The sequence below is a fragment of the Candidatus Flexifilum breve genome (assembly GCF_016713355.1).
The window spans coordinates 659,401-674,026 of the sequence record NZ_JADJPI010000004.1; the positions used below are offsets into that span (position 1 = coordinate 659,401).

Genomic DNA, 14,626 nt, shown 5'->3' on the forward strand with positions numbered 1-14,626 from the left:
CTTGTTAGCGGGTCACCATGCTATCATACTCAGGTATGGTGAAATGGATCAAACGCCTTTTATCCCTGCTTGCATGGATGATCCGCCTATTGGTCGCCGTGTGGGCGGTCAACGCGCTCGTCCCTGCCCCACCCCGCGCCGCGCTCGAAGTGCCGGATCGCGTGGTGGAGACGGTGCACCCGCACGTCTGCATGCATACCCGGCTCATTGACGAAGTCGAAGAGTGGAAGATTCAGCGCACGCTCCAACTGGTGCGCGAGATGGGCGCGAACACCATCGTCGAATTTTTCCCGTGGGCATACATTGAGCGCTCGCCCGATCAATATGACTGGTCGAGCGCCGACCGCATCGTGCGCCATGCCCGGAATCAGGGCATTCACATCATCGCGCGGTTGGGGCTCGTGCCGGGGTGGGCGCGGCAAACCGCCGACGATCCCCGCGCCGAGCGCAGCACGCTCAACACCCTCCCCACTGACCGCTTCGACGACTTCGCGCAGTTTGCCGCCGATTTCGCCGCGCGCTATGCGGGGATCATCGACCATTTGATTATCTGGAATGAGCCGAACCTCGCCTTTGAGTGGGGCTATCAGCAGGTTGACCCGCGTGGTTACGTCGATCTGCTGCGGACAGTCTACACACCGATCCACGCCGCCAACCCGCACGCAGTGGTGCTGGCGGCGGGCCTCGCGCCCACACTTGAACCCGCGGGCAGTCCGAACGGGTTGAACGACATTCTGTACCTTGAAGCGCTCTACGCCAACGGCGCCGCCGATTATTTCGACGCTTTGGCCGTGCACACCTACGGCTTCACTGAACCGCCGGGGGCCGAGCCGCAGCCGGACGCGCTCAACTTTCGCCGGGCGGAACTGCTCCGCGCGGTGATGGTCGAGCATGGCGATGCGGATACCCCCGTCTACATCACCGAAATGGGCTGGAACGATCATCCGCGCTGGACGAAAGCTGTCCACGCATCCCAACGCGTGACATATACGCTGGACGCGCTGCGCATGGTCGAGAATGACTGGGAATGGGCCGAAAAGGCGTGCCTGTGGGTTTTTCGCTACCCCTACCCGACGTTCAGCTACCCGGACAACTTTACGTTCGCCAACACCGAATTTCAGCCGCGTCCGATCTACTATGCGGTGCAAGCCTATGCGCGCGGTTGGGAAGAGACAAGTCTCACACCTAAAGAAAAAACCAAAAAACCACGGGGGGGGGGGAAAAAGAAAGGGTTGTTGGAAGGGAAATATTTGGGGGGGGGGGGGGCCCCCCCCCCCCCCCCCGGGGGGGGGGGGGGGGGGGGGGGGGGGGCCCCCCCCCCCCCCCAAATCATCAAGGTACTCAATGATGCGCGCCACTCGCTTCACCCCGCTGCTGGTGCTGACCGCGCTCGTGCTGGTGCTCGTCGCGCAGCCGGGCGCGGAGCCGAACGCCTACGAGATCTTCCACACGGCGGAAATCCGCGTCGGCGTGGATGCCAGCTACCCGCCCTTCGCCGTCGCCACTGCCGATGACCTGTTCGGCCTCGAAATCGATCTCGCCCGCGCCATTGGTGAACGCATCGGCTTGCCTGTACGCTTCGTCAACCTCGGTTTTGACGGGCTGTTCGACGCGCTCACCACCGATCAGGTCGATGTGCTGATCTCGGCACTCCCGATTGATATGGCACGCATCGGCGCTGTTCACTACACGCAGCCCTATTTCAACGCGGGGCTGGTGCTCATCAGTGACGGGACGTACACGACCATGCGCGACCTCCCGGACCGACGCCTCGCCTATGAGTACGGCTCAACCGCCGAAAGCGAAGTCCGCTTCTGGCTGCGGCGCATTCAGCCGTTCGACCTGCTGCCGCTCGAAACACCGGATGCCGCGTTGGAGGCTGTGCGGAATGGTGACGCCGACGCCGCGCTCGTCGACGCGATCACGGCGCGGTTGTACCTGCGCGACCGCGCCGAGTGGAACGCGAATTATAGCTATGTGACTGACACGCTCTACGCACTGGTCACCCGCGGCGACCGCCCCGATGTCGCCGCCCGGATCGACGCGGCGCTGGCCGAACTCTTCGCCGATGGCACGGTCGCCGCCCTCCTCGACCGCTGGCTCTAACTGGACATCCACCCATCCGGCGGCTATACTCCCCGCCATGATCGGCATTGACGCACGTCTGACCTACTACCGCACTGGCGGCATCAGCACCTACATCGTTCGCCTCATACAGGCGCTGGAACGGTTGGATTTTGAGCACCCGTACGTCGTCCTGCACAGCCGCAAAGCGCGCGAAACGCTGGTCACGCGCTTCCAACGTGCTGACCTATGGACGCCGTGCCATCATCGGCTGGAGCGAGTGGCGCTGTCCGTCGAGCTAGCGCGTTTTCGGCTGGCATTGCTGCATTCGCCCGATTTCATCCCGCCTCTGCGCGGGGCACGGCGGCACGTGATCACCGTCCATGACCTGAACTTTCTGTTCTATCCGCAGTATCTGACTGCCGACAGCTTACGTTACTACAACGGGCAGATCAACACAGCGGTCGAACAGGCTGATCATATCTTCGCAGACAGTGAGGCGACGAAGCGCGATTTGATCACCATGCTGCATGTCCCCGCGGAGAAAATCACCGTGCATCTGCTCGGCGTCGACGAGGCGTTCCAGCCGCAGCCACCCGCAGAGATCGCCCGCGTACGCGCCGCGCTGACTCTTCCGCCCGCGTATTTGCTCTATGTCGGCACGTTTGAGCCGCGCAAGAACATCGCCGGGTTGATCGAAGCCTATGCCCAGCTCCCGGTCGACGCGCCGCCGCTCGTGCTGGCCGGCAACCGGGGGTGGCTGTTCGAGGAGACGATGCAGCAAATCACGCGTTTGAACCTCGGCGACCGCGTGCTGTGGCGTGAGAAAATCCCACAGGCCGATCTGCCGGGGCTGTACAGCGGGGCGTCCGCGCTCATCACACCGTCGTTTTATGAAGGGTTTGGCTTGCCCGCGTTGGAAGCGATGGCCTGTGGCACCGTGCCCATCGTCAGCGACCGCGGGTCACTGCCGGAAGTCGTCGGTGATGTGGGGCTGCAGGTCAACCCGGACGACACCGCCGCCATCGCCCAAGCCATCAATCATGCGCTGAGCGACTCAGTCTGGCGTGACCAGCAGCGCGCCGCCGGGTTACGTCGGGCCGCTACCTTCCAGTGGGAAGCGACGGCGCGCACGGTTTTATCGGTCTACCAAGCTTTACTGTGAACGGCAGGGTTCGACTGTAATGCACATTCTATTGTTGACACCCGCGCTCCCCTATCCGCCGCACCAAGGGGGTGCGCTGAGAAACTACGGCATTCTGCGCGGCCTACGGGAAGCAGGACATCAGATCACGCTGTTCAGCTTCAGCGAACAATCCGCCGAAGGCACCCCGCTCCCCGGGCTGTGCCATGAGATCGTCACGGTGAGGCCGCCCGTCCGCAGTACGGCGCGCCGCCTGCGCGACCTCGCCCTCTCCAGTCATCCGGATCTCGCGCGGCGGCTGGAAACCCACGAAGCCCGCGACCAGCTCTCCCGCTTGCTGATGGCTAAGCGCTTCGACCTGATCCAGTTTGAAGGTCTGGAAATGGCGATTTTCCTACCGTTGGCGCGGCAGCTCCAGCCGCAGGCCAAGCTGATCTATGACGCGCACAACGCGGAGTACGCGCTCCAACGGGTGATCGCGCAGGTGGAGACCAAGAGCCGCAAGCGCCTCGCCGCAGCGGTCTATTCGCAGATTCAGGCGGCGCGCATCTTCCATTTCGAAAAGCACATCTGCGCCACGGCGAACGGCGTCATCGCCGTCTCCGATGAGGATGCCGCTGCGCTCAAAGTCTTCCGCGCGGATGGCAAAATCCACGTGCTGCCGAATGGCATTTTCGTCAGCGACTACCTGCAGCCGCCGCAGCAGCGCCTTGAACTGGGCGACCACGTCTTGGTCTTCACGGGGAAAATGGATTACCGCCCGAACGTCGATGCTATGCAGTGGTTTGCCGACGATGTGCTGCCGCTCATCACTGCCAGCATACCGGATACGCGCCTCTACATCGTTGGGCAGAAGCCGCACGCCAGCCTCGACTCGCTCCGTTCACTGGAACAGATCGAAGTCACAGGGTGGGTAGCCGAAGTGCAGCCCTTCCTGCACGCCGCCAGCGTGTATATCGCGCCCTTGCGCATGGGCAGCGGCACACGCCTGAAGATCTTGGAAGCGATGGCAGCGGGCTGCGCGGTCGTGGCGACGAATGCGGCGATTGCCGGGCTGCGCGATGACGCCCGCCAAAACATTCTGGTCGATGACAGCGCGCGCGGCTTTGCCGATGCTGTCATCCGCCTGCTGAATACCCCTGCCGAACGCGCGCGCCTCGGCACCGAGTCCCGGGGCGTGGTGCGCCAGCACTATGACTGGTCAGCGCTCACTCCCTGCCTGCTGGCGATCTACAAGGACATAGGTGTTGGATAGAGAAGCTCTCGTTTTACGCAATCGCGCGATGGCGGCAGCGTTCCACGCGACGCCGACCAAACATCGTGTGCGGCGGCTGGCTTTGGGCACCATCGGGCATCTGCCGATCCCCAAGCAGAAACCGCGCGATCAGGAGCGCATCCTGTTGATCCGCCCCGATCACGTCGGCGATGTCCTGCTCACCACCCCGGCCATTCAAGCGCTGCGCCGCGCCCGCCCTACCGCCGAACTGCACGCGCTGGTCGGCCACTGGTCAGCCGATGTAATCGCCAACTTTGACGATATCGACTACGTGCTCACGCTGCCGTTTCCCGGTTTCACGCGCCAAACCAAGCTCAACTGGCGGTCACCCTATGAACTGCTGCTCGCGTCTGCGAGCAATTTGCGGCGCATCGGCTACTCCAGCGCGATCATCTTCCGCCCGGATCACTGGTGGGGCGCTATGCTGGCGCAGGTGGCGGGTATTCCGGTGCGCATCGGCTACGACCTACCGGATGTCGCCCCATTCTTGACCGAAGCCATTCCCCATGAATACCAGCACGCCGTGCTGCAAAGCGCCCGTCTCGTCGAGCGCATAATTGGCGCGCTGCCCGCCGAAAGCCTCACATTACGCTATCCCGTTGCCGAGGCAGATCGCAGTTGGGTCGCTGGTTACCTGAGCGAATGGGGGGTAGAGGAGCGAATTTTCGCCATTCATCCCGGCGCGGGGCAGTGGGTCAAACGGTGGGACGAGGCGAAATGGGCATCCGTCGCCGACACGCTGTGCGATCAATTGGAAGCGACGGTGGTCTTCACCGGCGGCGATCACGAAGTCGCGCTGGTGCGGTCGATCATCAGCCACATGCAGCACCGCGCGTGCGTCATGGCGGGCGATACGGGCATCGGCTCGCTCGCGGCGCTGTACGAACGCGCGCTGGTCGTGCTGGGCGCAGACAGCGGCCCCCTACACCTCGCGGCGGCGGTCGGCACGCCAACAGTTACGCTGTTCGGCCCCGCCGACCCGGTCGAATTCCGGCAATGGGGTTCGCCGGATAAGCACATCGTGCTCACCTCGAATATCGGCTGTCGCCCATGCCGCATCCTCGACTGGGGCGGCGACGACCCCGCCCATCACCCGTGTGTACGCGAAATTCCCGTCGGCAGCGTGCTCGAAGCCGCGCGGCGCGTGGTGAATGTCGACGTGTAGGGACGCAACGCGCGTCCGCTGCCACGCTGCACATTTAATCTGGAGCCCAACGGCCGGGATCACCACCGTGCTCAAATCCTCGGCGGGTTCGGGATACTGCAAATTCATCGACTCCAGTGTTTCGACCACCGTCCGCGTAATCACCAGATTGCGGTACCACTTCTTGTTCGCCGGCACGATATGCCACGGCGCGTGGTTCGTGCTGCACTTGGTGAGCACGTCCTCGTAGGCGCTCATGTAGTCGTCCCACTGTTCGCGCACCTTGAGGTCGCCCGTGTTGAACTTCCAGTGCTTCGCCGGGTCATCGAGCCGCGCTTGCAGGCGTTCTTTCTGTTCATCCTTGCTGATGTGCAGGAAGAACTTCAGAATGCGCGTGCCCGTCTCGCTTAGCATGCGCTCGAACTGATTGATCTGCTCGTAGCTGGCTTTCCAGACCGACTCCGGTACGAGCCCATTCACGCGGACCACTAGCACGTCTTCGTAATGGCTGCGGTTGAAAATACCGATGGTGCCCTTCGGCGGCACTTCGCGATGCACACGCCACAGAAAATCATGCGCCAGTTCATCGAGGCTCGGCGCTTTGAAGTTGGCGATGCGAATACCGTTTGGGTTGACCACATCAAACACATGCTTGACCGCGCCGTCTTTGCCGGACGTGTCCATGCCTTGCAGGATGATCAGCAGGGACTGCTTGCCGCTCGCGTACAGTCGTTCCTGCAGCTCGACCAACCGTGGTTCCAGCTTGGTTTCCTCAGCGCGGCCAGTTTCTTTGGTGTAGCCATCGGTCTCAGTCGGGCTGAAATCGGCAAGCTTGACCTTGCCTTTGGGGATGAGGAGTTGCTTGGGCATGGAAGACCTCTCCGTCGGGACGATAATGTCTTCCATTCTACTCTAAAAGTCCGTTTCCGCTTGCGGGCTCACCGTGCGGGTGGTCTCATGGCGATACGTCACCATGCCGACCGCCCCGCCCTTGATTTTGCGCACATAGCGCCGCTCGGTCACATCGACGATGACTTTGCCCTCGCCGCGACTGGCACTGTAGTAGGCTGCCAATGCTGCCGCGCCTTCGATCACCCGTTCGGGGATCGGACGTCCGTCAAACTTGATGATCACATGTGACCCGCCGACGCCGCGCGCATGTAGCCACAAATCCATCGGGCTGCCCTTGTCAAAGGTAACGATCTCGTTCTGGCGGCTGTTACGCCCGATCCAGATCACAAAACCATCGCTTGTGACAACCCGCAGGGGTGCGCTCTTCTGCCCGCCAATCTTCTGCTGTGGCTTGCCCCGCCAGATGCCCTTGGCTTGCAGCGTCTGCACTACCTCGTCGATCTCGGTCCAGTTGGCCGCGAGTTGCACATCCGTCGCCAACTGCTTGAGGAAGTCGAGGTCGTGTTCCGCCTCTTCGATCAAACCGGGGACATCTTCCAGCGCGCGCTTGGCACGGTTGTACTTGTCGAAGTAGCGCTGCGCGTTCTCCAGCGGCGTGAGCTCGGGGTCGAGTGGAATGCTAAGTTCCGGTGCGTCGAGATCGTACTGTGCTTTGAGTTCGGTCTGGCCTTTGGCGATGCTGTACTGATAGGCGAGGATCAGTTCCCCGCTCTGCTTGAGCGTTTCGCGCTCCGACTCGTCTTTGAGTGAGCGGCGCAGTGACACCAACCGCCCTTCGATCTTGGCCGCGCCTTCGGCGATCTCTTCCTGAATGGGCTTCTTCGCCGCATTGTACGCGTCCTCACCGACGGGGGCGCTGTAGTACAGCGTGAGCGCCTCGCTCACCAACTCGACGCGCCGCCAACCGGGCTGTGACTCCAGCGGATACACGCTGAAGGCAGTGATGCCGCGTTCGCCTTCCGCGATGCCGGGCTGCCACTCGCGCCGCGCTAACGGATCGACGAGGCTGTGCAGCGCCGCCAGCAGCTTTTCCGGGTCAGCCTCTGCCGCTTTCGTCTCGGTTGATCTGGTCGCGCGGAAGACGATCTCTTTCGCCACCAACGGACTCGCACCGAGCAAGCGCGCCGTCAGGAGTTGGTGTGTCTTCTTCTTCGGGTCGTCGTTCTGCGCGAAGATGCCGAGCAGACTTTCAAGCGTCAGCGTGAGCGGATTGAGCTTGCCAACCTGTGGCGGCGGTGGAACATACGGATGCTGCGGCAGGCTGACACGGTAGCGGTTCTCGTCCGCTCCTACCCGCCGCACACAGTCCAGAATGATGCCGTTCTGCACGAGCAGCAGGTTGCTGCGCCGCTCCATGGGCTCAATGATGAGGCTCACCTCACCTTCTGGCCCCTGCACATTGATCTGCAGTACGCGCTCCCACGCTGGCTGGCTGACGTGGGCGATCAAGCCACCTTCGACATAGCGCCGGAACAGCAGCCCGACGGTGGAGGGCTTGGCTACCCCGCGGCGCAGTCGATCCGGCACGAGATGCACGCGCGGCGTCGACTGATTCGCGCTCAGATACAGGTATTGGCGGCGGTGATTAGCGTAGATTTCCAGACCGATGCTGTCCTCATCCACGCCGAGCGAATCCTGCACGCGCCCGCCGACGAGCGTGTCCATGAATTCATCCACCAGCGCGGAGAGGGTGAAGGCATCGAGGTTCATTTACTGCGCGTCCGCTGTGAGCAGATAGGCGATGATGTCACCCAGTTCCTGATCGCTGATGCGGGTGCCGAAGTTGGGCACCATCGAGTTGGGGTAGCCGTCCACCAGAAACGCCTCCGGGTGGATAATTGACTCGTAGAGATAGGCGTCCGCCGGCATGGGCGGGCGGCGTGTCGCCGCTCGTTCGGCCACACCGACCCACGACGGCGCGATCCCGTTCGCCGCGCCTTGACGATGACAGGCCGGGCAGCCGTATTTCTGAATGGCCGCCTCCGCATCCGCGGGGTTCGCGTTCGCCAGCAGCGCATCGACGCGCTGGCGATACGCACTCGCGCTGAGCGGCTCAATGCCAACCGCGCCCTGATTGAAACTGAAGGCTTCGACGAGGAACAGGATGACGACAATGATGAGCAGCGCCGTCGCAACGACCACTGCCCACCCGATCCGGTATTTCTTCATAGGACGGACTCACGTTGGGACGCGCCGCAGCGCGTCCACACAGACCAGATAGATTACAGGATCACCGTATCGATGATCATGATCAGGAAGAGGAAGGCGAGGTAAGCGGTGGAGAACTTGTAGGTCGACCGCGCCGCCGCGCCCGTCTTCTCCTTGATCAAATTGACTGACGCGCGAATCAGGCCGATGCCCAGCAGCACCGCGCCCATGCCGTAGATTGCGCCCAGTGTGCCAAATGCGAATGGCAGCAGGCTGATCAGCAGCAGCATGATCGCGTAGAGCAGAATCTGCTGGCGCGTGACCGCCTCGCCGCGCGCGACGGGCATCATCGGCACATTGGCGCGCGCATAATCGGTGTTGACCAGCAGCGCCAGCGCCCAACTGTGCGGCGGCGTCCAGTAGAACACGATGGCGAACAGCAGCCACGCTTCCACATTCAGCGTCCCAGTGACCGCCGCCCACCCGACAAGCACGGGCATCGCGCCTGCCCCGCCGCCGATCAGGATATTCAAAACGGTATTGCGCTTGAGCAGCACCGTGTAGATGACTACATAATAGAGCGAACCGCCGAGCGCCAACCCCGCCGCCAGCCAGTTGACGAACACGCCGAGAATGAACACCGACCACACGATCAGCGCCACGCCGAAAATCAGCGCGTTGGTGGGCGATACACGCCCCGACGGAATCGGACGGCGCGCCGTGCGCGTCATTTTGGCGTCCATGTCACGATCATAGTACTGGTTGATGACGCTCGATCCACCTGCGGCCAGCGCCCCACCGATAATCGTGGGCACCAGCACGGCGAATGACGGCGCACCTTCCGCCGCAATGAACATGGCGGTCACGGTCGTAAACACGAGCAGCAGCACAATGCGCAGCTTGGTCAGCTCAAGATAAATCTTGAGCGTATCGCCGAAACTCGTCGGTTTCATCGGCTCGCTTGGGAAGACGGTTGCCATCCAACCTCCGGCTGATTAAATGTTCGATTGTTGATCGTTTCGACCGCGCTGAGCGCGACGAGCAGCGCCCACGTGGCCGCCGCAAACCCAACATGCGCCGCGCCCCATAACGGAGACGCCGCGGTCAGCACGAACAGTGCGCCGATGGTGGCTTGCGCCAGATACATGACCAGTGCCAGGAGCGCCAACCGCCGCACCGGCCTCGCCTGACGGGCGCGCCATGCCGACCACACCAGCATTGCCAGTGAAATGCCGAGCGCCGCCACCGAATACCGGTGAGTCATGTGGATGATCTGGAGCTGACCCTGATCGAGCGGCAGCACCGAGCCGTTGCACAGCGGATAATCGACGCATGCGAGCGTCGCACCGCTGCCGCGCACCAGCGCTCCGGTCAAAATGATGACCAGCGACAGGGCCGTTGTGATATAGGTCAGAGTGGTGAAACTATCCCGCTGATTTTCCGACTGCGCCGGTTGTTTGTAGGTCGCAACGATGGCAGCGACCAGCAGCGCGCCGAGCAGCAGCATAGCGGTACCGAGGTGCAGGGTGACGAACGTTGGCGGCAGGTCGAACACGACGACAATCGCGCCGAGGCCGCTTTGCACCGCGAACAGCACCGCCGCGATCACCGTGAAAGTGAGCGCCCCGCGATTCTGCTTGCGATACGCACGGACGGCGACGATCAGCGTCCCCAACCCGAACACACCAATCAACATGGCGAACAGGCGGTGGAGCCACTCGATCCACGCAGTGAGGTTATCCAGCGGCGGAATCACCGTGCCGTTGCACAACGGCCAGTGATTACCACAGCCCAACCCGGAATCGGTGACGCGCACAACCGCGCCAAAGACGATCAAACCAACCGTTAACAGTGCCGTCGCTAACGCTAAACGTGGGAACAAACGACTTTGCATTCCAATTAACCCGCAGATGCCAGAAACAGGGACTTGAGGAACTGATGAACCGTGCAACCAACCCGCGCGGACGCCGCGCAGCCAACCACCTTACGACTGTTTAGCCGGGGTCTTCGGGGCGACTGCGCCTTCGGCCTTGGCGCGGCGCACACCGCGATCCAGCAACCACAGGATAATTGCCAGCGTCACCGCAATGCCAACCAGGTTGAAGAGCAGGAAACCGATCAGCGCGAACAACTGATTCGCCTTCCACTGCGTCATCACCGTGCTGGATGCTTCCGGACTGCCGACAATTTGCAGCACGGGGAGCACGCCGCCACCCTCATTGGCGATTAACAGCGAGGTCAAGCCGCCACCGATCAGGAGAAGCAGGAGCAGACCGATTACTAAGCCAAACCGCTTCACACTACGCCTCCACTATTTGGATGTCTGAAAAGAACTCGTTGATTGTACAGTTTTGAACAAAGACCTGCAAGCAGGAGTCAGCCGCGCTTTGGCGACTCCCAGCCGAATTTACTCGCAGCTCGCGCCGCGTGCCCGGGGCAGTGTGACGAAGAAGGTTGTGCCCTCACCGAGTGCGCTTTCAAGGGTGATCGTGCCGCCATGCTTTTCGATCACCGCCTTGACAATCGACAGACCCAGACCCGTCCCTTCGATGTGTTCATGGCTGTGCGAGCGCACGCGGTAGAAGCGGTCAAAGATGTACGGCTGATCCTCTGGCGCGATGCCAACGCCCGTGTCGCGGATCGTCAGATGCACATGGCTCTCAGACTTCTTCGCCGTCACCCACACGTTCCCGCCCTGCCGATTGTACTTGATGGCGTTGTTGACCAAATTCAGGATCGCTTGTTCGAGGCGGCGGCCTTCCGCCGGGATGACGCCCAGATGCGGCTCTATCTCCAGATGGCAGGTGACTTCCCGCCGCGCGGCCATGTCTTCGAGTACAGAGACCACTCGCGTGAGCAGTGCCGCCACGTCGCAGTCGTCGCATTGCAGCGGACGATCCGCGTCAATCCATGAAAGTTCGAGGAGTAAGCCGACGAGCTGTTCCATGTGCTTGAGGCTGTTCAACGCGCGTTCGCTGAACTGCTGCTGGCGTTCGTTCAACTCGCCAACCTGTTCGATGAGTTCCAGGTAACCTTTGACGGAGGTGATGGGGGTTTTCAGGTCGTGGGCGATGACGCCGACAACTTCAGTCCAACTGCTTTCGGGCATGGTCTAGACTTCACTCTTCGATGGACACAAGAGATTGGGGAGCGTATTCAAGGCGCGCGCCAAACGGGTACCATGCCACGTCAGCAGCGAACCATCGACTAAGCGAATATTCTGGTTGCGCGCCGCCGGAATATCCAGCGCAGCAAACACAGGGATGTGACTCGCATTGAAGGCGAATGGTTCGCTCGGCAGCAGAATTACGTCGGGCTGCGCTGCTTCGACTTCGGCCAGCGTCACACGTGGATAGCGCGTATCCCGCCCCACCGCGCGCGGATCGTCCGCGCTCAACGGTTCAGCCTGTCCGAGATCCGCCGCCAGCGGATACAGCCGTTCGCGGTCGGCAAAGACGTTGGTCCCGCCGCACACGCGCAGCACATCATGCGCGAAGGTATCAGCGTTGAACGTCATCAGCGGGTCAGACCAGATCGGCACGAAGACTTTGCACTCGGGTTGTTCCATGCGTTCCAGCCAGTCACACAGCCACTCGGTTGAGCGGATGCGTTCGACCATGGACGGTTCATCAAACACGTACATGATATTCCACAGCAGGTTGAAGGCTTCGCGCACGGTTTTGGGGAACGTCACCCACACGGGGATGCCAGCGGCTTGCAGCGCGACGACATCCGCCTCGCGGTTCTCTTCCTGATTCGCGATCACGAGATCCGGGCGGAGCGCGATGATCTGCTCCACATCCGGGTTCTTCGTCCCGCCGATGCGCGGCAGGCGGGCGACCTGTTCAGCAGGATGGACACAGTAATCGGTGATGCCGATTACGCGGTCGCCGACGCCGAGTTCAAACAGCGACTCGGTCACGCTCGGGACAAGCGACACCACCCGCTGCGGCGGTGTGCTGACCGGAGCTTCCATCGTATACCGGTATGTTCCATCCTGCTGCATACACTCAACTTATCGCTGCACTAATTGATCACGTTCCGGGCCAACGCTCACAGTGTTAACTGGAATTTCGAGCAGTTCGGCAATCCGGTCAATGTACGCACACGCCGCCTTCGGCAAATCATTCCACGTGCGCGCGCTTCCCAGTGGTTCATCCCACCCGGGGAGCGTTTCGTAGACCGGTTTGACGCGCATCTGGTCGGCAGTCGTGACCGGAATACCATCCAAAATTGTACCATCGATCTCATAGCCCACGCCGATGGTTATTTCAGGTAGACCGCTTAAGACATCGAGCTTGGTCAGCACCAGTTCGGTGAAGCCGTTCACGTCCCGCGCGTATTTGAGGATGAGCATGTCCAGCCAACCGCAGCGGCGCGGACGACCGGTCGTCGTGCCAAATTCATCCCAGAAGTTCTCGCCCGTGCCGCGCAGGCGCGCCGCGAGTTCGCCTTCAACTTCCGTCGGGAACGGGCCAGAGCCCACGCGCGTGCTGAAGGCTTTCGCCACGCCCACCACGCGATCCACCCAGCGCGCGCCGATCCCCAAGCCGGTCAGTGCCCCGCCGACAGTCGGCGACGAGCTGGTCACAAATGGGTAATCGCCGTGGTCGATGTCGAGCATCGTGCCCTGCGCGCCTTCGCATAGAATAACGGCACCTTCACGCAAACGCGCATTGAGATACGCCGAGGTATCCGCCAGATACGGCTTGAGCTTGTACGCCGCGTCGATGTACTCTTCGGCAGACTTCTGCGGATCAAGCGGATCGTTGCCATCGCGCACGAGCCGTTCATTCGCCGCGCCCGTGTGCTTATACAGCGCATCGGCGAACGCTTCCGGGTCCGCCATTTGCCCCGCGCGCAGACCGGAACGATTCGTCTTGTCAGTGTACGCCGGGCCGATACCACGCAGCGTCGTGCCGATCTTGTCTGCGCCGCGCGCCTTTTCCCCCGCCGCATCCAGCGCGATATGCGCCGGGGCGATGATGTGCGCACGCGTGCTGATCAGCAGGCGACCGGGGCTGACATCGACGCCCGCCGCGCGCAGCCCTTCCATCTCTTTCACCATGTTCACCGGGTTAATGACCGTGCCATTGCCCAGCAAACATACTGCCTGATCCCGCAGAATTCCCGACGGGATCAAATGCAGCTTGAACACCTGATCGCCGACGTAAACGGTGTGTCCAGCGTTATCCCCGCCTGCATACCGCGCTACGACATCCGACTGCGCCGCCAGCCAATCGGCGACGCGTCCTTTCCCCTCGTCGCCCCATTGAGCGCCGATCACTACTGTTGCAGGCATGTCTACACCCTCTTATGTGCGAAAAGCTGATCCCAGAGCAACGGTGACCTGTCCCCTACCCCAGGGTTCAATCTGACCATCCGGGCCGAGCGCCAACGCCGATCCGGGTTCAATCGCCAGCGCGACCGCCGTCGGCTGCACGTCGAAGACGAGTTTGGCGCGCGCCGCCGTGTCCTGCACGCCGACCAAAATCAGCGCACCTTCCAGCCATTCCAGGCCGTCACCCACAGGCGCGATCCACGACCCAAAGGCCGCCGCTGATTCACCTTCCAGCAAAATGACTGCGCCGTTGGCATATGCTTGCTGCATCCCCGTAATGGCCGCGCCGCGCAGCGTCGACCGGGCTTCACTGGCGGAACTCGCGCTGCTCACGAGCACGACGCCCGCCTCGGCGAGTTTGCTCTCAATGGCCTCGTCGTCTTCCGTGAACACGTCGACGGCGTAGCTGGACGGTGCACCGAGATCGCCGAGGTCATCGCTCAGGCGTTCCCCCGACCCATCCAGCGCGATCACAGCGATCCCGCCATCCGCGCTGGAACGGTTGATCGCCAGCGCGCGCACGTCGTCGTCCGCGCCCCCCGCCAATACAATCCATCCACGCCCATCAATCCACCGCAGCACATTCACGCTGGGCAT

14 protein-coding genes and 1 pseudogene are annotated in these 14,626 nt (G+C 62.1%); 5 read left to right on the plus strand and 10 right to left on the minus strand.

Annotated features, from left to right (window positions below; genetic code table 11):
* The first annotated feature begins 35 nt into the window (after positions 1–35).
* The 5 genes from IPK17_RS03675 to IPK17_RS03695 are packed head-to-tail and all read left to right on the plus strand — an operon-like array spanning position 36 to position 5,649.
* Complete coding sequence (locus IPK17_RS03675) at positions 36–1,514, plus strand: glycoside hydrolase family protein (protein WP_343416315.1); 1,479 nt, start codon at positions 36–38, stop codon at positions 1,512–1,514.
* Positions 1,471–2,106, plus strand: a complete 636-nt coding sequence (locus IPK17_RS03680) for a substrate-binding periplasmic protein (protein WP_343416587.1) — start codon at positions 1,471–1,473, stop codon at positions 2,104–2,106. The genes IPK17_RS03675 and IPK17_RS03680 overlap by 44 nt, the downstream gene beginning before the upstream one ends.
* Positions 2,024–3,229 carry a glycosyltransferase family 4 protein gene (locus IPK17_RS03685; RefSeq protein WP_343416316.1) on the plus strand — a complete coding sequence of 402 codons (1,206 nt, stop codon included), beginning with the start codon at positions 2,024–2,026 and terminating at the stop codon, positions 3,227–3,229. The genes IPK17_RS03680 and IPK17_RS03685 overlap by 83 nt, the downstream gene beginning before the upstream one ends.
* 19 nt (positions 3,230–3,248) lie before the next feature.
* On the plus strand, positions 3,249–4,463 hold the full coding sequence (locus tag IPK17_RS03690) for a glycosyltransferase (RefSeq protein WP_343416317.1): 1,215 nt from the start codon (positions 3,249–3,251) through the stop codon (positions 4,461–4,463).
* On the plus strand, positions 4,456–5,649 hold the full coding sequence (locus tag IPK17_RS03695) for a glycosyltransferase family 9 protein (RefSeq protein ID WP_343416318.1): 1,194 nt from the start codon (positions 4,456–4,458) through the stop codon (positions 5,647–5,649). The genes IPK17_RS03690 and IPK17_RS03695 overlap by 8 nt, the downstream gene beginning before the upstream one ends.
* A gap of 81 nt (positions 5,650–5,730) precedes the next feature.
* On the opposite strand, the pseudogene IPK17_RS03700 reads toward IPK17_RS03695, so the two are convergent.
* The 10 genes and pseudogenes from IPK17_RS03700 to IPK17_RS03745 all read right to left on the minus strand — a co-directional run.
* Positions 5,731–6,534, minus strand: a pseudogene (locus IPK17_RS03700) (polyphosphate kinase 2 family protein); the annotation flags it as partial.
* Positions 6,535–6,540: 6 nt separating this feature from the next.
* Complete coding sequence (locus tag IPK17_RS03705) at positions 6,541–8,250, minus strand: Rqc2 family fibronectin-binding protein (RefSeq protein WP_343416319.1); 1,710 nt, start codon at positions 8,248–8,250, stop codon at positions 6,541–6,543.
* Entirely contained in the window at positions 8,251–8,709 is a 459-nt protein-coding gene (locus IPK17_RS03710) for a c-type cytochrome (protein ID WP_343416320.1), read from the minus strand.
* Positions 8,710–8,762: 53 nt separating this feature from the next.
* The gene (locus IPK17_RS03715; protein ID WP_343416321.1) at positions 8,763–9,668 is read right to left on the minus strand and encodes a heme o synthase; all 906 of its coding nucleotides are present in this window, start codon (positions 9,666–9,668) and stop codon (positions 8,763–8,765) included.
* Positions 9,638–10,582, minus strand: a complete 945-nt coding sequence (locus IPK17_RS03720; protein WP_343416322.1) for a COX15/CtaA family protein — start codon at positions 10,580–10,582, stop codon at positions 9,638–9,640. Before IPK17_RS03720 ends, IPK17_RS03715 begins: the two co-directional genes overlap by 31 nt.
* A 90-nt stretch (positions 10,583–10,672) precedes the next feature.
* Positions 10,673–10,987: a hypothetical protein gene (locus IPK17_RS03725; RefSeq protein WP_343416323.1), complete on the minus strand. Its 315-nt coding sequence runs from the start codon at positions 10,985–10,987 to the stop codon at positions 10,673–10,675.
* A 108-nt stretch (positions 10,988–11,095) separates the two neighbouring features.
* Positions 11,096–11,797, minus strand: coding sequence for a sensor histidine kinase (locus IPK17_RS03730; RefSeq protein WP_343416324.1), 702 nt, complete (start codon positions 11,795–11,797; stop codon positions 11,096–11,098).
* Positions 11,798–11,800: 3 nt separating this feature from the next.
* Positions 11,801–12,694: a helical backbone metal receptor gene (locus tag IPK17_RS03735; RefSeq protein WP_343416325.1), complete on the minus strand. Its 894-nt coding sequence runs from the start codon at positions 12,692–12,694 to the stop codon at positions 11,801–11,803.
* A gap of 9 nt (positions 12,695–12,703) precedes the next feature.
* A complete protein-coding gene (locus IPK17_RS03740) occupies positions 12,704–13,990 on the minus strand; it encodes an adenylosuccinate synthase (protein WP_343416326.1) in 1,287 nt (428 codons plus the stop codon).
* Between the two features lie 12 nt (positions 13,991–14,002).
* Positions 14,003–14,626: a hypothetical protein gene (locus tag IPK17_RS03745; protein ID WP_343416327.1), complete on the minus strand. Its 624-nt coding sequence runs from the start codon at positions 14,624–14,626 to the stop codon at positions 14,003–14,005.

Bases quoted from the DNA above. Each gene is read 5' to 3' on its own strand.
- IPK17_RS03675 (WP_343416315.1), top strand. From the start codon at position 36: ATGGTGAAATGGATCAAACGCCTTTTATCCCTGCTTGCATGGATGATC.
- IPK17_RS03685 (WP_343416316.1), top strand. From the start codon at position 2,024: ATGTCGCCGCCCGGATCGACGCGGCGCTGGCCGAACTCTTCGCCGATG.
- IPK17_RS03690 (WP_343416317.1), top strand. From the start codon at position 3,249: ATGCACATTCTATTGTTGACACCCGCGCTCCCCTATCCGCCGCACCAA.
- IPK17_RS03705 (WP_343416319.1), bottom strand. From the start codon at position 8,250: ATGAACCTCGATGCCTTCACCCTCTCCGCGCTGGTGGATGAATTCATG.
- IPK17_RS03710 (WP_343416320.1), bottom strand. From the start codon at position 8,709: ATGAAGAAATACCGGATCGGGTGGGCAGTGGTCGTTGCGACGGCGCTG.
- IPK17_RS03715 (WP_343416321.1), bottom strand. From the start codon at position 9,668: ATGGCAACCGTCTTCCCAAGCGAGCCGATGAAACCGACGAGTTTCGGC.
- IPK17_RS03720 (WP_343416322.1), bottom strand. From the start codon at position 10,582: ATGCAAAGTCGTTTGTTCCCACGTTTAGCGTTAGCGACGGCACTGTTA.
- IPK17_RS03730 (WP_343416324.1), bottom strand. From the start codon at position 11,797: ATGCCCGAAAGCAGTTGGACTGAAGTTGTCGGCGTCATCGCCCACGAC.
- IPK17_RS03735 (WP_343416325.1), bottom strand. From the start codon at position 12,694: ATGCAGCAGGATGGAACATACCGGTATACGATGGAAGCTCCGGTCAGC.
- IPK17_RS03740 (WP_343416326.1), bottom strand. From the start codon at position 13,990: ATGCCTGCAACAGTAGTGATCGGCGCTCAATGGGGCGACGAGGGGAAA.
- IPK17_RS03745 (WP_343416327.1), bottom strand. From the start codon at position 14,626: ATGCCCAGCGTGAATGTGCTGCGGTGGATTGATGGGCGTGGATGGATT.